We start from the raw sequence: 19,124 nt of genomic DNA on the forward strand, positions 1-19,124 counted from the left end.
AGAAGTAAGCGTCCATCTTCCAGCGCCAGTTGTCAGTCATTCGGCTTGAAGCTTCAACAAAAGCACTGTAAGTATCGCTTTCGTCCAGATCCTGAATGAAGCCGGATAAGATTTCTGTACCGTCGATATCATTCCACACCCAGCGTAGTCCCAGCATCAGGTCGTTCTGACCGGTGGCGAAGAAATTATCTTCACGCTCGTCGTACTGATATTCCATCAGCACACCAAGATCATAGGAGGTACCGAAAACGCCCACCGAAGTGCGCTCAAAGCCTGCCACGGCTGCGGCAAAATCTTCACTTTGCCCTGCGCGGTAAATACCTTCAAACTTAAGTAACCAGGCGCCCTGCACTTTCAGTAAATCCACGCCATATTGTTCAATTTGCGCATAGTAAGGCTGAATAAACGGTGTGCTGTTTTCATCGGTTGCCTGCAGCAACTCAGGTTCACGGGTTGTACCGTCGAAATAAGACAGACCAATTTCCCAATCCCCCAGAGAACGTTGCCATCTCAGTGCAAAATCCACATGGTTCTGTTCATCATCTGATTCATACAATGCCGAATTTTCACGAATTTCAACAGGCGGACGTAAGCGGCCGTCTTCACCCGGGAAGGTACGTTCACGAAAATATGGCAGCACAAAACCGGACAATGTTCCCCAGTCACCGAACACGTTAAGGTTGATCATCGGCTGACCAAGCTTATCTTCGCCGTCGATGTTTTCTACCATGTCGGTCTGATTGATAATGTCGACCAGGTGAATGGATTCCGTTTGTCCCCAGAATACCTTGCTTACGCCGACACGGGTTTCCCAGTTATCAGCTGCGTGCATCCACATTAATTCACGTAAATCAAAGTGTGTGCGCTGCTCATCTTCCTGGTCCAGACGGGCAAAAGGCTTGAACAGTATACTGTCGATGCCGTCGTTCCATTCCGTGTACATTTCAGGTTCTAAAAACACGGAAGCCTGAGAGCGGGGTTGCCCGGGATACGCTGCATCCTGAAGAAAGTAGCGGGTTTCCACACCGGCTGAGCCACTAATGTCAATATCTGACATGTCAGCCATTGCACCGGCAGAAAATCCCAGTGCGGCGGCAACAAGTGACAAACGTCTGACGGGGTTAGCGCGCCCGGCGTAAACTGTTACTGTCAAAGTCCGATTCCTCTAATTCTGTGCCAAATTCCAGTTTGTGTGTAACCAGTTCGGTAGATTTTTGTGTTTGCAGATTGTACATAAAACTACGCAGAGGTCGCCAGAACTCCCCCTCAAATAGTTTGTAATCTTCAAATTCGAGTACTTTAAGCGCTTCACCCTTGCGGTCGAAAAACTCAACCTTACGGGGCCGGTAATGTTCTTTATCAATCCATAAAATTTGTTTCGAATAGCCCGAATATTCGTCCATAGGGGTCTGTTCGAGTACGTAGACATCGTCCCCCTGATACTTGTCTTCACGGAGTAAGTCGTAAGAGAACTTAGGGATTTCAAAGGACGTCATGTCTTCAAAGGCATATTCGCTGCCCAGAAACGGACCGGATTTGTTGCTGGTAGAAATCCGGCGAACACGCTTTACAGCCGGCAGAAAAATCCACTGTTCGTCCGGTGCATCAACATGACTGAAGCTTAAAAATGCGGTGCCGCTTAAATCCCGCGGTGAATCAAATATTGTCAGCGCTTTATCACCATCAGTAGGCACTTCCAGCGTTTTCACCCGCATTTCCCGCTGGGCTTCCTGCCCCTGAGCATTGCGCAGGGTCATGGTAATACTGGCAACTGTATTTTCCCAGCCACGGTTAACATCTTTTCTCGCTGTCGCAATACGAAGGCCTTCTTTCTCAGAAGCTTCATCTGCAATAACCGGAGTCGTCAGCACCACACTCAGTGCCAGTGACGCTAAAGAGAGCTTGCGTAATTGTCTCATGTAGCTTCCCTCGTTGTTTTGTTTTTATCTTTATCCAGCCACATCAGGAATGAGGGCAGGAAGAGTAAATCAATAAATAATGCTGCAATGAAGATAATGTTTGTCATTAACCCCATGTCTGAGTTCAGGCGGAAATCAGACAACAGCAGTACACCAAAGCCGGCAGCCAGCACCACGGTTGTGGTGATCATGGCCCGGCCTACGGTACGGAATGCATATTCCACGGAATCCCGCACGTTCATATTATCTTTTCTTGCAGCCTGGTATTTCAGCAGGAAATGCACAGAGTCGTCGACGATAATCCCCATGGTCATACTCAGTTCTACTGACAGCGCCATATTGATTTCGCCGGACATCATGCCCCATATTCCAAAGCCCACACCAGCCGGCATTAAGTTAGCCATCAGGCTGACTATTCCCAGCCGCCAGGACCGCAGTGCAAGGGTGATCAACAGTGAAATCACCACCAGCGCAGCCACTGAACCCCACACCATGCTTTCCATGTTCCTGGCACCGATGTGCGCGAACATCAAAGCAGGGCTGGCCGCTTCCAGACGCAATTCTGGTGCCAGTTTACCAAACCACCGTTTGGTCCGCGCCTCAAATTCGGTGAACTCCTCACTTCCGAGGTTTTCCAGCACGGCAATAATGCGAACACCGGACTTGTCAATATCTATCTGGTTATTCAGATCGAGACCATATGGCAAGGACATTTCGTACAGTAACAGGTACTGTGCAGCGAGGTCTTTAGATTCAGGTAAGGTGAAATATGCCGGATCATCATCATGCATATTCATGTTGAGGCGCTTGATGATGTCAGCAAAGCTCAGCACATGTTTGACTTCCGGCTGCGAGCGCAACCATTTGGCCAGTGCATCCACCTCTTTCATCACCGCCGGGTCATTGATGCCATAGGGCTCACCGGTATAAACAGCAAAATCGATATTCGACATGCCGCCCATATATTTCTTTTGGATTTCAACGGACTGACGAAACGGTGATGATAAATCGAAGTATTCCACAGCCACATCGTTCAGGCGGTTATTCAGGCAGAACAGCAGCGACACAGTGAGAATGATGACCGAATAAGGCAGAATACGGCGGTGATTGCTGATAACCCATCCACCCAGTTTTTTAACCTGAGTGTCGTCGCCATTTTGCTCTTTAACGCGGGGGGCTGGCAGTAAAGTGAGCATAGCCGGCAGCACGGTCAAAGACAAAATACAGGCCAGTACAACCCCGACGGCGGTTAAATTTCCAAGGTGAGATAAAATAGGTACTTCCGCAAAGTTCAGCATTAAAAAGCCAATTGCAGTGGTACCGCTGGTAAGTAAAACCGCCTTGAGGTTTAGCACAATACTTTCAGCCAGTGCCTGTTCCTTTGCCAGACCCTGCTGAATTTTTTGCCGGTAAGTCACAATAATGTGTAGGCAATCAGCGACAGCAAGCGTTGTGACCATGGTCGGCACATTGACCGTAGAGGGGCTCAGAAAAATTCCCCACCAGCCGGCAATCCCCATCGTCATCACAATCGTGCCGCCAACAACCACGAGCACTACTGCTGATGCTGCTTTTGAGCGTGTTAATAATGCGATCATCACCGCAATGATGATAAACATAAGCGGGATCAGGGTAGACGCATCATCCTGCGCTGTCAGCGCGAATGCGTCATTCATTGTCACAATCCCGGACAGATAAATTTTGTGCTCCGGGTAGGCGGTTTCATATTTCTCTTTTAACTCTCTGGCGAACGCCCCGATCTTCATTATCTTGGGAGTCTGGTCGCCTTCGGGTAGCTGAATTGTGACATTGATCACCGCCATCGCTTCGTTGTCGGAGATAAGCCGCCCGCGTAAATTTTGGATGGGTTCAATTACTTCCCTCACCCATCTGATATGGGCCTCATCCGTTTGCCCTTTGCGAATAAGATCCTGCACCACCAGCCCTTCCTCATCGGCAAAGGTATACTGATAATTCGACAGTGATTCCACCCGGTTAGACATGGGAATATGCCAGGCATCCTCTGTAAGGGCATGAATAAGTTCGAAGGTTTCCGGCTGGTAGACGTTTTCACTGTCCGGCAAAATGAGGAAGGTAACATTTTCGCTTTTGCTGAAAACGTTCTGCATTTCTTCATAAGCGAGCTTCTGAGGATCATCAGGCTCAAAGAAAACTTTATAGTCTCCGCGGAAATAAAGATTACCGGCTCCGAAACCGGTGATGACGCACGCAAGCAGAAACAGTGCTATGACTGTTTTCGGTTTTTCCATGCACCACCGCGCCCAAGCCGGGAGTGTTTGCATAAAATGTCATGTCCTTTTATCTGTTCTGTTTCACAGTGTATCTGCTAAAAGCACAGAGTGTAAGTATTTGCCCTTATACGCAGGATTTCCAAAAAGAAATTTAATGTTTAAAAAAACAGCAGAAAAACAAGCAGGTAAATAAATCCGCGTACTGGCTCAGGTATCTCATTTAACAGACTGCTTACATAACATTTGATCTTTGGAAAATGTCATGTAGTATTAGAAGAATACAACTGGTCAGATGAGCGGATGAGTAATATGAGTATTCGAAAAAGCCTGAAAAAAGTTCTTCCACCTATTTCTGTGACAGAGCAGGAAGCATTGGACGCCGGTGATATCTGGTTAGAAGCCTCTATCTATCAGGGCAAACCAGACATGCAAGCCCTGCGTGCCATTCCACAGGCGAAATTAAGTGCCGATGAACAGGCATTTATTGACGGCCCTGTGCAGGAGTTGCTGGGATTAATCGATGATTTCGAGCTGGCAAATGGTAAGCACATTCCGGATGAGATTTTAGCGTTCCTGAAGAAACACCGTTTCTTCTCAATGATCATTCCGAAGAAATTTGGTGGTCTGGAATTCAGTCCTTACGCCAACTCAACCATCGTGGCAACTATCGCTGCGAAAAGTGGTGCTATTGCTGTAACCGTTATGGTGCCTAACTCATTAGGTCCGGGCGAACTGCTGATGCACTACGGTACAAAAGAGCAGCAGGACTACTATCTGCCCCGCCTTGCAGTGGGTGATGACATTCCCTGTTTTGCACTGACCAGCCCTGAAGCCGGTTCAGATGCCGGTGGCATTCCTGATGCAGCTATCGTCACGAAGGGTGAATGGGAAGGTAAAGAAGTTATTGGTCTGAAAGTCAGCTGGGACAAGCGTTATATCACGCTTGCGCCAATCGCTACCGTACTGGGCCTCGCATTTAAAGTTTTCGACCCTGATCAACTGCTGGGTGAAAAACTTGAGCTGGGTATTACCTGTGCCCTGCTGCCGAAATCTCACCCCGGCGTAGAACTGGGTAACCGTCACGATCCTATGGGACAACGTTTCTACAACGGTACGACCCGTGGTAATGATGTATTTATTCCTATGGATTTCATTATCGGCGGTCAGAAAAACATCGGCCGCGGCTGGCAGATGCTGGTGAGCTGCTTAGGTGCAGGTCGTGGTATTTCATTACCGGCCATGGGCGTCGCAACAGGTCAGGCGGCACTGAAAGCGTCTGCAGAATACAGCTTTGTACGTGAACAATTCGGACTGCCAATTGGCCGTTTCGAAGGTATTCAGGGCAAACTGGCAGATATCGCCGGTAAAACATTCCTGCTGGAGTCTATGCGTGTTCTGACAACAGAAGGTTTGGGTTTAGGCCTGAAGCCGTCAGTAGTGACTGCGATTGCCAAATACCACATGACCGAGCTGGGTCGTGACGTAATGAACTCGGCAATGGATATTCTGGCGGGTAAAGCCATTCAGCGCGGACCGCAAAATACGTTATCCGGCGGCTACAGTTCATTACCGATCGCCATTACGGTGGAAGGTGCCAACATTCTGACCCGTAACCTGATGATCTTCGGCCAGGGTGCAATGCGTTGCCATCCATACCTGAAAGAGATGGTGGATCTTATTCACAGTGACGACCACTCTGCCGACGGCGAATTCAATAAAGTATTGAAGAAAACGGTCAGTTTCAGTGTGAAAAATGCGTTCCGCAGCTTAGGCAAGAGCTACCTGCCCTTCCTGCGCGGTGCAGAGTCTGCACTGCCGGAAGTGACAAAGTACGAGAAGCGTCTTAATGCATTGTCAGCAAAACTGGCTCCTATGGCCGATTTATCGCTGGCGGTACTGGGCGGTGATCTGAAAAAAGCAGAATTGCTGTCAGCCCGCCTGGGTGATGTTATGAGTTATCTCTACGGTGCCATGGCAGCCATCCGCTTCTATGAGCAACGTGTAGAAGACCGTAAACTGGCACAGCCTTACTTCGAGTACGCTATGGAGTGGACGCTGCAACAGGCTGAACAGGCACTGGTTGATTTCATCGGTAACTTCCCGAACACAGCAACCCGTGGTCTGATGCGCCTGCTGACATGTACGTATACCAATTCAGTCAGCGGGATCAGCGATAAGCTGTCCTGTGAACTGGCTCTGGCTTCCATGCAGGATAACAGCATCAAAGCACAACTGACGCACCTGGTTCGTCCTGTTGCCGGTGACGGTAACGACATCAACGAGCAGGCGTTTAAAGCGAAACACGCTGTTGCCCATCTGTTAGGTAAAGTACAGAAGGCGCTGCGTAAGGAACCGGTCATCCCGTTCCTGTCGTTTGAAAACGCACTGAATAAGTTACAGGAGCGCGGTGTCGTAACGGCTCAGGAAGCTGAAATGCTTCACGATTACAATAAGAAGCGTAAGCTGGCTGTCCGGGTTGACGAGTTCAACTTTGACCTGGAGCCGCTATCTCAGGAAAAAAGCGATTCTTCAGCGAAGAAAGACGCTGCCTGATATCCTGAATATTGCTCTACAGCATTGATTTAAAAGGTGACTACGGTCACCTTTTTTTATTGCTTTTTGCCGGTTTTGCACTATACCTTTTAGCAGGAACTTTTCCGGTTTACCCGGGCGGTACGCTTCTCCGTCATCTCCCGGTGAATACACATAAAATGTGACAGGGCCGTCCAGCAAACAGGATTAAGTAGTGCGCCCCATATTCCACCACTCCACACTGAATGATGCTGCGTTAAGGGATGTTGTGCACCTGCTGCACTCCAATGCCTTTAACGGCATGATTATCTCTGTCGCTGCCATCAGTGCACTGGCATTCGGCTTCGATACACCGGAAACCCATTCAGTCAAACGACTCTTCTGGCTGATCATGGTGTCTGTTTTACTGCTTCGCTTTCTTGATGCCATCTTCTGGATGAAAGTCCTCAGGCAGAAAGACACATCTCCCCGTCCCGCATTTTTCCGGTTTGCCATTGGTGTCACACTGACAGCCATCATCTGGGGGCTCTATTGCGTTACCCTGTACCCGCTAATGGATATTATGGAGCTGGCTACCACAGTTGTTGTTCTGTCAGCCCTGGCGGGCGGTGCAGCGGCAGTGCTCGGTGCCAGCCGGCCGCTGGTATGGACTTACTGCACGCTGTTGCTGATCCCGGTTTCCGTAATGGCACTGACAGATCCGCGTAAAGAATTATTCATGCTGGGCCTGCTTGGATTCGGCTTCTGCATCATCATGTTGGGTACCTCCCGCAAAACCAATGCCTTTTATCTGGAGACCATCAGCTTACGGGAAAAGAATCAGGCGCTGGTGGAACAAATGGCGGAAGAGCGCAATGAAGTGGTAAGAGTAAACGAAGCACTGCGTCTGAGTAACCAGAAACTGGACAATATGAATGCGACTCTGGAAGCCGAAGTGCACTCCCGCACAGAAGATATTGTGCGCCTCTCTAACCGCGACCCACTCACCGGCCTGATGAACCGGGCGGCGTTCTTAAATACCCTGCGGGATAAATTGAAACAGGCCGCCTTCAGGGAAGAGAAGCTGGCTATCCTGTTTACTGATCTCGACGGCTTTAAACAGGTGAACGACAGTCTCGGCCACCAAACCGGTGACCAGGTGCTGGTCTCTGTCGCCTCAAGATTCCGGCAATTTGCACCGGACGATTGTTTGTCGCGGTGGGGAGGCGACGAATTCATTATTGTTGCTACGTTCAGCAATCTCAGCAAAATAGTGCAACTGGCAAAAAATATCCGCGCCAGTATTGCTCAGGGCATGGCTATAGACAGAAACATCATCAATCTTGATGCCACGACAGGTATTGCTATTTTTCCAGATCACGGCGACAACGAACAGCTTTTGATCCAGCGTGCCGATATAACCATGTATCATGAGAAACGTCGCGGCGTGAACCATACCGGCATTTTCAGTGACAACGTGCATGATGCGGTATGCAGAGAAATGCAGTTACGGGACGGGCTTCGTTCTGCCATCATCAATGACCAGTTGCACCTTGTTTATCAACCTATTGTAGATGCCGGTACCGGCCTCGTGTGGTCTTACGAGGCGCTGCTGCGGTGGCAATTTAACGGACAACCCGTCTCTCCCGCAGACTTTATTCCTGTCGCTGAACGTTCGGGCCTTATCAACGATATCGGATTATGGGTGCTGTCAAAAGCGTGCGAAACCGCAGCAAGCTGGAAAGACCCTGACGTTGCCGTTTCGGTGAACGTATCAGTGATTCAGCTTATGGAAGATAACTTCATCCTCAAGCTCGACGAAGTACTCAGTCATACGGGCCTTGCGCCTTCCAGGTTGCATCTGGAAATTACAGAATCTGTATTCGCAGACAATAAACAAAAGCTTGCGGCGCAGGTAAATGCCATAAAAAATCGTCGGGTAGCCGTTTCCATAGACGATTTCGGTACCGGCTTTTCATCGCTGAGTCAGCTTCAGCTCCTGCATTTTGATCACATTAAAATTGACCGGTCGTTTATTCATAACCTCGACTCAGCAGGCGGCCCGATTATCCGTGCAACCTTGCTGATTGCCGGCGAGTTCGGCTGTAAAACCGTTGCCGAAGGAGTAGAAACAGAAGAACAGGCTACAAGGCTTAAGGCGATGGGTGTAGACTACCTGCAAGGATTTTACTTCGCCAGGCCTGAACGTGCAGAGGCACTGACCAGCCGGCTTGAAACAGAACAATAATAATCACATGGCTCAACTTTACTTTTACTACTCTGCAATGAATGCAGGGAAATCTACCTCACTGCTCCAGTCTGCTTACAACTACCGTGAACGGGGTATGCATGTACTGATTTTCACAGCGGCAATCGATGACCGCTATGATGTGGGTAAGGTCACCTCAAGAATTGGTTTGCAGGCCGACGCCAGTTTATACGGTAACGAAGATAACTTGTTCCGGCAGGTATTTAAGGCTCACCGGGCCCAGCCGCTGGACTGCGTATTTATTGATGAAGCGCAGTTTCTGACTAAGGCGCAGGTAAGGCAACTGGTAGAAATTGTCGACGAACTGGATATTCCCGTGCTGGCCTACGGACTCCGTACAGATTTTCTCGGTGAAACCTTCGAAGGCAGCCATTATCTGCTGGCCTGGGCTGATAAATTTACTGAGCTGAAAACAGTCTGTCACTGCGGTCGCAAAGCCACATTTGTGGTACGGATGGATGAACAGGGCCAGCCTGTCACCGGCGGTAATCAGGTTGAGATTGGCGGTAATGACCGTTATGAATCTATGTGCCGCAAACACTTCAAACAGCTGGTATGGGATCAACCGTCGGCGTAGATTCGCTTCAGCGATTCCCTGCAGCGCCGGGTCGTTGATCCGCAACCCTGTGTCACTGAACCTCTGGCAGTTGACAAGCCTCTTAATATTTTCAACAGTGGTGTGAAAAGATAAAGGAGTACACCACTTGCGCAGGCTTTTTCTCTCCGGCTTATGTGCCACCCTCATTGCAGCACAGGCTGCGGCTGATACGCAACCGGTAAACCAGTTGCCATCTGATTTGAAAACACTGCCGGATACCATTGACCGTGCTTTGTCAGAATTTTACACCCCGGGCATGAGCGTGGGCATTGTGAAAAATGGCAAGATTGTGTACCTCGCCGGACATGGTCTCAGAGATAAAGAGCAAGGGCTGCCAGTGACACCGGACACCTGGTTCAGACTGGCTTCTGTCAGCAAAGCATTTACAGCCACCACCGTGGCACAACTGGTAGACGAAGAAAAACTGAACTGGCACACAAAGGTAGAAGACGTGCTGCCCGGTTTCAGGATGGCCGACCCGTTTGCCAGCCGCGAAATGGATATCACCGATCTGTTAACCCACCGCAGCGGTTTGGGTTCAGGTGCCGGAGACAGTATGTTGTGGCCTGAGCCATCCGGCTTCAGCCGTCAGGATATCGTGCATAACCTGCGCTTTCTGACGCCTCAGTACAGTTTTCGCAGTGAATACGCCTATTCCAATGTAATGTATATCACAGCCGGGGAAATAGTGGCGCACCTGACGGAAGACAGCTGGGAATCCCGGCTACAAAACCGTGTATTTGCTCCCCTTGGTATGAACTGCTTTGGTGGGGATGTGCCGGGCTATGTGCTCGAAAACCACGCCATCAGTTACGGCCACAACGATGAGAGAGGCATTTATCCCATTCCACGTAACCAACTGGCAGAAAAAGGCATTGTCTCTGCTGCAGCCGGCGGCGTCAGCTGTAATGCGACGGGTATGCTGAAGTGGGTTCAGATGTGGCTGGATGAAGGTAAAAGTGCCGGCGGTGAAACCATTCTCTCAGAAGATGCATACAACACCATGCTGACACCGCAAACCCTGTTGTCTGTTGATGACACTGACGAAGAATGGGACCATATGCATTTTAAGGCGTATGGCCTCGGCTGGCGGCTTATGGATATTTTCGGCCATAAGGTAATCTCTCATACCGGCACCTTATCCGGTTATCAGACGTATGTGGCTTTCGTACCGGATCAACAACTGGGTGTGGTGGTACTGAATAACGGCTCCAACTACGGTGCCCGCGGCGCTGTCATGCAAACCATCCTCAAAGCTTACCTGCCTGAAAGTGATAAAAGAAACTGGATAGATGAATACCGGGCTTATCAGGATAAGCAGGAAGAGAAATATCTGGCCAGACACACGACTCCCTCTGGCAGTGGTGAAGTGCTGTTACCGCAAAACACCTATGCCGGACGATTCAGCGACGAATGGTTTGGCCTGATGACCGTTTACCCTGAAGGCGACACCCTGCGGATAAAATCTGACAAAATGCCCACACTCACCGGCAGACTGGAGCCCTTTGACGATCATACATTTGTGATCCGCTGGGACAACCAGAACGCAGCCAGTGACGCCTTTATCCGTTATCAGGTAAATGTAAAGCGGGAAGTCACCGGCTTCACCCTCTACCCGTTTACAGAACGTGAAATAACCAACCATGAATGGCGGGATATGGTTTTTACTGTTGATAAGGAATAGCCCGGCCGGCATGCAGAATCATCAGGAAAGCGATTAGAGCGATTAGTATTTAAGATTTTAATCGCTTTATAAAATCACATAATCTGTACCCAATTTAACAAGGAGCAGATTATGGCTAAAATGATTCAAAAACTGGTAAGCAAAAACAAAACACAGTCCACCCCGGCAATGACCTGTAATTATCAGAATAATTACTATGGCGACCAGATATGTGTGGCTTGCACACCGGTCAAAGGTAAACAGGCGTAAAGGTAACTTTAAGGTCACTCCCCTGTCCGCAGATACCGGCAATACCGGAAATAAAAAAGCCCGCACCGGAAACCGGTGCGGGCAATGCTATTTCACAGGGAGAGTGAATCAGTCGAACAGGTACTTCAGAGATACCACAGTAGTGCGGCCGTTCAGCGGGCGGGCGCGGATGTAGCTGCCTACTGCTGCGGAGCCTTCTTCAGATTCTGTGATAACAAACTCATCAGTAGCGTTGTTTACATTCAGAGAAACTGAGAACTGGTCATTAACCCAGTAAGTGGCGAACACATTCACCAGGTTATAAGCATCCTGTTTCAGGTCATTGTTGTCCTGAACATAGTACTCGGTAGAGCCTTGCAGAGATGCACCCACTGACCAGAAATCAGTGACGTATTCCGGTGTAATTGTCCAGATCCAGTCAGCCTGGCGACGTGGTGTGTTACCCACCAGCGCTGCATCATTGGCGTCCTTGCTGATTTCAGCATCTGTCCATGTGAGGTTACCGGACAGCACGAAGTTATCAGTTGCATTCCAGCGTCCTTCAAATTCCAGACCTGTTGCTTCATATTCGCGCATGAACGTCAGACCGCTGGTCACTTCAGCCTGAGTATCTTCCGTCACGGTGTCGAACAGCGTGGCGTTCAGCATCAGATCACGGGTGCCGTACTTATAACCAATTTCAAGTTGCTTGGTTGTATCGAAGCCGGAGGTTGTGTTGGTCAGACTGCCATCAGTATTCAGTGTGCCGCCAATTTGCAGCAGACGGTCTGCCAGCGCACGGCCACCTTTCGAGTAGCGGGCGAACAGGGTTTGCGTTTCGCTCAGTAAATAAGAACCACCCAGTGAATAGGAAGTGTTATTGGCACTGTAGTCAACAATTTGCGATGACGCACCGGCGCGGTTCAGGTTAATCACACCGCCGCTGATGAAGCCGCTGTTCTGCGCAGACGCATCTTCAATCTGTTCAATAACACCGTTTCCGTTAATGTCGTAATCGGCATTGCCGCCACAGCATGAGCTGATCAGTTCACCCGATGCATCAACACTGTCGTAACGCACTGAAGCATCAATAAGAATGTTGTCTGACAGTTCAAAGCCTACGTTCATGTAGGGTGCAGTTGTCACATAGTTCAGATCCCACTCATACGACAGGAAGCTGGCTGACAACAGACCGTTGGATACCAGTTCTGTACCGTCAGCATCCGTGATATTCAGCAGCTGCGAGTTGTCACCGTCCAGCGTCTGGATAAAGGTTTGCCAGCTTGCCCAGCTCGTCGCAATATCCTGATTTGAATAGTAATAACCTACTGTCAGTGATACGCCGTTATCAAACTCTTTACGCAGGCTCAGATCGTTAATCATGTTACCCAGGTCATTGAGACGGGCATCAAACTGTAAGTTAGTAAATGCTTCGCCGGTATACACTTCACCTGCACCCGGACCATTCGCCAGAGTAACCGTGGTGCTGTCGCAGTTCAGCGCATTACCTTCGCCATCAAGCGCGCCGGAACAAAGCGCAGCAGCGAAATTTGATACATCGCCCGGGCCGGCAGGGAAACCGTCAGTGAAAGGTGCAATGAATCCGCCGGAAACATCCGAAATACGGAATTTGTTTAACAGGAAAAGATTGTCCGCAACTTCCAGGTCTACTTCCACGCCGAATGAACTAACTTCTGATGAAATGCCGTCGCGTACGTCACGGTTTTCCGGATTGCCGTAGCTGTCAAAAGTAGAAATATTCGTGTTATACACTGAGTTCAGGGCCTGTGAACTGGCATCAAAACCGGGAACAGGACCGTACTCACCGTCACCTTTAACCAGTACCGGAGATGGCAGATAAGTGGAAACTTTGTCATCCAGGTTTTTGTAGAAGAAACGGATATGACCGTTATCCAGCAGCTTGGTGATATTAAACTTCACCTGGCCGCCTTTATCACCGTGATAACCGGTGTCACGGGTACCTTCACCACCGCGGGCAAAGCCGGCAATGTGATAATACAGGTCGTCGCTGATTTCACCGCCGTAACGGAAATCCAGGCGCATTTCATCGTAATCCACACCAAAAGATGTACCGATAGCACCACCGCCGATTTCACCGGTGTTGCTGATCATATTGATAACCCCACCCGGCGAGTTACTGGCGAAAGTCGACGCAGAGCCACCGCGAACCGCTTCTACATTAGCCACTGACCAGTCATAACGGATGAAGTTATCAGCATTACCAAAGTTGATATCACCGTATTCCAGTACCGGTAAGCCATCTTCATGAATTTGCAGAAATTTGGAACCGCCCGTAGCCAAAGGGATACCACGGATAGTGATGTTCGCATTACCGCCACCACCTGAAGACTCAGCACGGATCCCCGGAATAGCACGGAACACTTCAGCAGTAGAGCGTGGCGCAAGTTTTACGATATCGTCTTCGTTAAAGGAACTGACCGACACGCTGGCTTCCTGCATGGTGGCACCACCAGGGGTTGCAGTCACAACGATTTGTTCGTATTTGGCTTTATCCTGGGTTTCAGCGTCAGTATTGTCCTGAGCAAAAACGGGACTGGCTATGACTGCGCTGACAGCCAACGCTAATCTACTGAATGCATAACGCTTGTTCATGTTTTCTCCGGGAGAGTGTTTGAGTGTTTACAGGCTAACAATCCGGTCACTTTTCTAACGGGCAGCTTATTCCCACCTTCTTTACAACCGAACTTAATCGTTTAAGAATTTAATCTAAAAACTTTCCAGTGTAAATACAATGTGAAGAATTTATACAACAAAGATAATAAAAAATACGATATAACCAATATAAATCAGATATTTATTATTGATAAAATTTTATTAACGTGTTTTGAAATATACCCAAAGGAATAACAATTTAATCTTATTTGATTAAGGTAAGTACAGAGAGACAGGCAATTCTGAAGGCAGGTACCGCTTTAATTGTCCGGCCAGACTGACGCCGGCCGGTGCAGCGGATGAAAAGGTGCAACAACAAAAGCAGTTTTAAAAAAAGAAAGAGACGGCAGTCTGAAGCGATGCCGGAAGCGGTACTAAGACACAGAAAGCGATACTAAGATGCCGCGAGCGATATTAAATAGTACCGCCGTTAAGAAGTTCGAAATCGAGTATTACAGAGTCAGCCTGCTCACCTTCCAGTAGCAGCTTTGCGGCAGTTTCCCCCTTTTCGATGCTCGACTGGCAAACCGTGGTGAGGACAGGACGGGTGCGGCGGGCTTCGTCAATACCGTCAAAGCCGGTAATTTTCAGTTCCTGCGGCACTTTAATGCCCTTGCTGAGCGCACATTGCAACAACTCCAGCGCAATCATGTCACTCATGCACAGTACGGTTTGCGGGCGGGGCGAAATACTCAGCACTTCATTGGCGGCCTGACGGGCAAAATTTCCCCCGCTCTCCGGAATATGCCAAATCCATTCATTATTAATGTCGCAATTTTTGCGTTTCATCGCCCTGAAATAACCATCAAGCCGGCGATGAGAAATTGCACTGTCTGAGTCCAGCAGCGGACTGTCGTACACCCTGCAGGTCACAGGTGAGTCGATAAGTTTCAGTCCCAGAATAGCGGCCCGCCCACCTTCTTCCAGCGCTTCCATCGCAATCTGATAAGCGGCATTCTCGTTATCGATGTTCACTGAGGGGCAGCCTTCAAGGTTGAAGTCTACCGTGACCACCGGTTTACTTAATTGCCGTAGTTCTTCCCCTAGTTTCGGGTTTTGGGGCGCACCATAGCAGATAAAGCCGTCAACGAAATCGGCCACATCGGTAATAGTCTGTGCATTACCGGCATACAAGAGTAAATGCTTTTGAGCGTCCTGCAGCACAGAGGAAACGCCACGGATGAAGGTAGATGCAACAGGGTCACTGACCATGTATTCAATGTTATCGGCAAGTACCAGCGCCACAATATTAGACTGACCTTTACGGAGGATCTGCGCTGCTTTATTCGGCCCGCTGTAACCTATTTCTTTACAGGCAGCCAGAATGTCATCACGCCTGGCGGCAGAAAGCTGATCCGGGCGGTTAAAGGCATTAGAGATGGTTGCGGTAGAAACGCCCAGCTTTTCAGCCACATCTTTTAAAGTCAGTTTTACTTTCTTCATTGTTACGGCAAAGGTCACTGTACTGAATGCCGGCAGGCATTATTAAACGGGTGCAATCTTAATCGATTAACATTTTTTTAAAATTTTAGCACAGTGATGGTAACCGGTACGACTTTATTTTCAATTTTTACCGCCGTCGTACCGGTGAAGTAGTAATTTAACAGGAAAACTAGCTGTAAACGGGCCTTGCTGCGGTAAGTTCAGCCACTTTCTGTTTAATGGCTGCAGCCGTGTCTGCGCAGTCAGGCGCACCAAGCAAATCACACATCCACCCGGCCAGTTGCTGACAATCTGCTTTAGTGAATCCCCGAGAAGTGACTGCCGGAGTGCCGATGCGAATACCACTGGTGACAAATGGAGACTGGGGATCATCAGGCACCGTGTTCTTATTAACGGTTATATTCACACTGTTCAGCAACGCATCGGCTGCTTTACCGGTCATGCCCTTGCTGATCAGGCTCAACAGAAACATGTGGTTATCTGTACCGCCGGATACCACATCAAAGCCACGCTCAATGAAGACTTCAGCCATCGCTCTGGCGTTGTCTACCACCTGTTGCTGATACACCTTATAGTCGTCAGACATGGCTTCTTTCAACGCCACCGCTTTAGCTGCAATGACATGCATAAGCGGACCGCCCTGAATGCCCGGAAAAATCAATGAATTGAATTTCTTTTCCAGTTCGGGGGCAGACTGACAAAGAATTAATCCTCCCCGAGGCCCGCGCAGTGTTTTGTGGGTGGTGGTGGTAACAACATGTGCCGCTTTCACAGGGTTGGGGTACACACCGGCGGCCACAAGGCCGGCAACATGGGCCATATCCACCATTAACCACGCACCAACACTGTCGGCGATATCTCTGAAACGCAGCCAGTCAACGATGCGGGAATACGCCGAGAAGCCGGCAACAATCATTTTTGGCTTGTGGATTTCTGCCAGCTCTGCAACCTGTTCATAGTCAATTTCACCGGATTCCGGGTTAATACCGTATTGCACAGCGTTGTACAATTTACCGGAAAAATTCGGCTTTGCACCGTGTGTCAGGTGACCGCCGTGATCGAGGCTGAGACCTAAAATGGTATCGCCCGGAGAAAGCAACGCCATGTAAACCGCCGCATTAGCCTGCGAGCCTGAGTGTGGCTGAACATTGGCGTAATCTGCGCCGAATAAGGCTTTAGCGCGGTCGATAGCAAGTTGTTCGGCAACATCCACTTCTTCACAGCCGCCATAATAACGTTTCCCCGGATACCCCTCAGCGTACTTGTTTGTTAACTGACTTCCCTGTGCCGCCATTACCGCCCGGCTGGTGTAATTTTCAGATGCGATCAGTTCGATATGATCTTCCTGACGCCGGGTCTCTTTTTCTATTACCGCAGCGATTTCAGGATCCACATTATTCAGCGATTCATTCAGCAGCTTCATGATAACTCCATTGTGTTTTGATTTTCTTTATGCTAATTCTGGTATCGCAATAAATAAAATTAATAAAAACAATAGAGCCATAAGTTTCCAAAATAGGGTTGCCTGCCTATTTTTATTTTGGAGTGTAGCCATGAAAAATTTGTCCGTGGACTTCTTACGTTCATTTGTGACGATTGCGCAGACGGGTAGCTACACTTTATGTGCGGAACGTTTAAAACGCACACAACCAGCTATCAGCCTGCAAATCAAAAAACTGGAAGAAATGGTGGGGGAAAAGCTGTTTTCCCGCGAAGGCAACCGTCTTACTCTGACGCTGGCAGGCAGCAAGCTGCTGGAATTCGGTATGAAAATACTCATGCTGAATGACCAGGCGATGGCTGAATTTGGTCGTCCTCAGGTCAGCGGGAATATCAAACTGGGGATCCCCAGTGAATTTTCCACGACCCTGATGCCTAAGATCATTCGCCGCTTTACCCAGTCTTATCCGGAAGTCTCTCTGGAAGTGCACTGTGCGCTGAGTAAAGATTTGCTGTGTGAGCCACTGAAAAACCAGTTTGATTTAATCCTGTCATTGCAGGAGATCCCCGACCCCGACCAGGATGGTTACATTGTGACAGACCAGTTGGTGTGGGTTGGCAGTCAGCGCTTTGTTAACAGCATTCCTGAAAAGCTGCCCATTATCGCCGCCCCGGCGCCCTGTATTTACCGTAAACGTGCAACCAACTTGTTAGGAAAGCACCGTAAGCAGTGGCAAATTGTGTACACCATCGGCGATCTCAACGGTATTCAGACCGCCATCAATGAAGGACTGGGCATTACTGTACTGGCGAGAAGTACTGTACCAAACGGCTTGCATATTTTGTCCCCTTCTCCGGCGCTGCCGGAGCTGGGTCATATTGGTGTGTGTCTGGTGAATCCGCAGAAAGTGCGCTCTGAAGCCATCGAACTGCTGGCCAAAACCATGGTGACAGAACTGTCTGCCTGCTGAGGAGACTCAAAAGAGTCTCCCGCTCTGATATAGCCCGTAGAACATAGCAGCATTGCCCATCAGTAATCCTGCATAGAGTCCGAACCGTCCGCAGAATAACCCGACGGATCTATGCCTTGTCTGCCCGGCGGATTGTTGATCGGCCAGAATCATATTTTGCATCTTGATGGTTTGTACAATGATGATGCCCATCATCACCTGGTACATCAGAACCGGCCCCGCCCAACCCGTTGTAAACTCATAGGCAGCGGTCCACAGCGCACCGGCAATCAGCGTCGCCACAACGGTTCTGTTCCGCTCTTTTTTCAGTGCGGCTTTGCGCTCTTCATGCTGCATATAACGCAGGGGAATACTGGCGCTCATGTATACGGTTAGTGCGCCGGCGGCCGCGGCCATCATGGCACCACTGAACAGCCATTTCACAGCCCCCCAGAACCCGCCTTTAGCGACAGAACCGGTTGCTGCATGAGCCGGTGTGCTGAACCCGGCACCAAATAAAACAGCACTGCTGATTGTCAGAGCCGGCGCAGTTGAAAGGAACAGCGATCCGTACTTTTCCATCAGCTTTTCACGCAGAGATAAACGGGCACGGTGAAGCTGCTGCCGTACGGCATCATCAGAAATATTCAGTAAGCGGGCAACCTGAGCACCGGATTGCTCTTCCCGGTAATACAACAAAACCACCTCACGGGCCTCTTCCGGCAACTCATCGACCACTTTGCTTAACACTAAAGCCTGTTGATCACGGCTAAACGCCTGAACCGGTTCATCGCTGTCGTTACAGAACTGTTCAAAAAGCTTGTCGGCTTCCTCGCTGTCAGCACGTGAGGATACCTTGTTATCCCGCAAATAGTTGAAAGCGGTATAGCGGGTAACCTGACGCACCCAGGGCAGAAAACTGGCAGGATTTTTTAATGTGCCCAATTTTTGCCAGCATTGAATATACACCTGCTGGGTGACTTCTTCACTGGCGTCAAGATCTTTCACCACTGCCAGTGCAATACTGCTGATGGTATTTCGCGTCGCCTCAATTAAACGGGTAAATGCGGATGTATCACCAGTCATAGCTAAACGGACATCCTTCTCAATAATCTGTGCACTCATAATGATCCCTC

Annotated in this window: 13 protein-coding genes; 6 read left to right on the plus strand and 7 right to left on the minus strand. The window is 49.3% G+C overall.

The window, feature by feature from the left end:
- The 3 genes from AC4PME_RS03580 to AC4PME_RS03590 all read right to left on the minus strand — a co-directional run.
- Positions 1 to 1,153, minus strand: a 1,153-nt coding sequence (locus AC4PME_RS03580) for a hypothetical protein (protein WP_491226057.1), incomplete at its 3' end; no start/stop codon positions are given.
- The gene (locus AC4PME_RS03585; RefSeq protein ID WP_303572986.1) at positions 1,122 to 1,919 is read right to left on the minus strand and encodes an outer membrane lipoprotein-sorting protein; all 798 of its coding nucleotides are present in this window, start codon (positions 1,917 to 1,919) and stop codon (positions 1,122 to 1,124) included. The genes AC4PME_RS03580 and AC4PME_RS03585, both read right to left, overlap by 32 nt.
- Positions 1,916 to 4,189 carry an efflux RND transporter permease subunit gene (locus AC4PME_RS03590; RefSeq protein ID WP_232373380.1) on the minus strand — a complete coding sequence of 758 codons (2,274 nt, stop codon included), beginning with the start codon at positions 4,187 to 4,189 and terminating at the stop codon, positions 1,916 to 1,918. The genes AC4PME_RS03585 and AC4PME_RS03590 overlap by 4 nt, the downstream gene beginning before the upstream one ends.
- Before the next feature lie 291 nt (positions 4,190 to 4,480).
- Here AC4PME_RS03590 and AC4PME_RS03595 point away from each other — a divergent pair, with 291 nt between their 5' ends.
- The 5 genes from AC4PME_RS03595 to AC4PME_RS03615 all read left to right on the plus strand — a co-directional run bounded on the left by AC4PME_RS03595 (position 4,481) and on the right by AC4PME_RS03615 (position 11,482).
- On the plus strand, positions 4,481 to 6,724 hold the full coding sequence (locus tag AC4PME_RS03595; protein ID WP_119502073.1) for an acyl-CoA dehydrogenase: 2,244 nt from the start codon (positions 4,481 to 4,483) through the stop codon (positions 6,722 to 6,724).
- 193 nt (positions 6,725 to 6,917) lie between these two features.
- Complete coding sequence (locus AC4PME_RS03600) at positions 6,918 to 8,930, plus strand: putative bifunctional diguanylate cyclase/phosphodiesterase (RefSeq protein ID WP_119502074.1); 2,013 nt, start codon at positions 6,918 to 6,920, stop codon at positions 8,928 to 8,930.
- A gap of 7 nt (positions 8,931 to 8,937) precedes the next feature.
- Complete coding sequence (locus AC4PME_RS03605) at positions 8,938 to 9,528, plus strand: thymidine kinase (RefSeq protein WP_119502075.1); 591 nt, start codon at positions 8,938 to 8,940, stop codon at positions 9,526 to 9,528.
- 127 nt (positions 9,529 to 9,655) lie between these two features.
- On the plus strand, positions 9,656 to 11,233 hold the full coding sequence (locus tag AC4PME_RS03610; RefSeq protein WP_491044951.1) for a serine hydrolase: 1,578 nt from the start codon (positions 9,656 to 9,658) through the stop codon (positions 11,231 to 11,233).
- A gap of 111 nt (positions 11,234 to 11,344) precedes the next feature.
- On the plus strand, positions 11,345 to 11,482 hold the full coding sequence (locus tag AC4PME_RS03615) for a hypothetical protein (protein WP_161599163.1): 138 nt from the start codon (positions 11,345 to 11,347) through the stop codon (positions 11,480 to 11,482).
- A gap of 108 nt (positions 11,483 to 11,590) precedes the next feature.
- On the opposite strand, the gene AC4PME_RS03620 is transcribed toward AC4PME_RS03615, so the two are convergent.
- The 3 genes from AC4PME_RS03620 to glyA form a co-directional block, all read right to left on the minus strand.
- On the minus strand, positions 11,591 to 14,095 hold the full coding sequence (locus tag AC4PME_RS03620) for a TonB-dependent receptor domain-containing protein (RefSeq protein WP_491044952.1): 2,505 nt from the start codon (positions 14,093 to 14,095) through the stop codon (positions 11,591 to 11,593).
- Positions 14,096 to 14,569: 474 nt separating this feature from the next.
- Complete coding sequence (locus AC4PME_RS03625) at positions 14,570 to 15,598, minus strand: LacI family DNA-binding transcriptional regulator (protein WP_474847809.1); 1,029 nt, start codon at positions 15,596 to 15,598, stop codon at positions 14,570 to 14,572.
- Between the two features lie 169 nt (positions 15,599 to 15,767).
- Entirely contained in the window at positions 15,768 to 17,015 is a 1,248-nt protein-coding gene (glyA, locus tag AC4PME_RS03630) for a serine hydroxymethyltransferase (protein ID WP_491045016.1), read from the minus strand.
- Between the two features lie 136 nt (positions 17,016 to 17,151).
- Between glyA and AC4PME_RS03635 the strand changes: the two genes are divergently transcribed.
- Complete coding sequence (locus tag AC4PME_RS03635) at positions 17,152 to 18,009, plus strand: LysR family transcriptional regulator (protein ID WP_119502079.1); 858 nt, start codon at positions 17,152 to 17,154, stop codon at positions 18,007 to 18,009.
- A 6-nt stretch (positions 18,010 to 18,015) separates the two neighbouring features.
- On the opposite strand, the gene AC4PME_RS03640 is transcribed toward AC4PME_RS03635, so the two are convergent.
- Positions 18,016 to 19,113: an RNA polymerase sigma factor gene (locus tag AC4PME_RS03640; protein WP_491044953.1), complete on the minus strand. Its 1,098-nt coding sequence runs from the start codon at positions 19,111 to 19,113 to the stop codon at positions 18,016 to 18,018.
- Positions 19,114 to 19,124 lie beyond the last annotated feature (11 nt).

The sequence above is a fragment of the Alteromonas sp. genome, assembly GCF_984505615.1.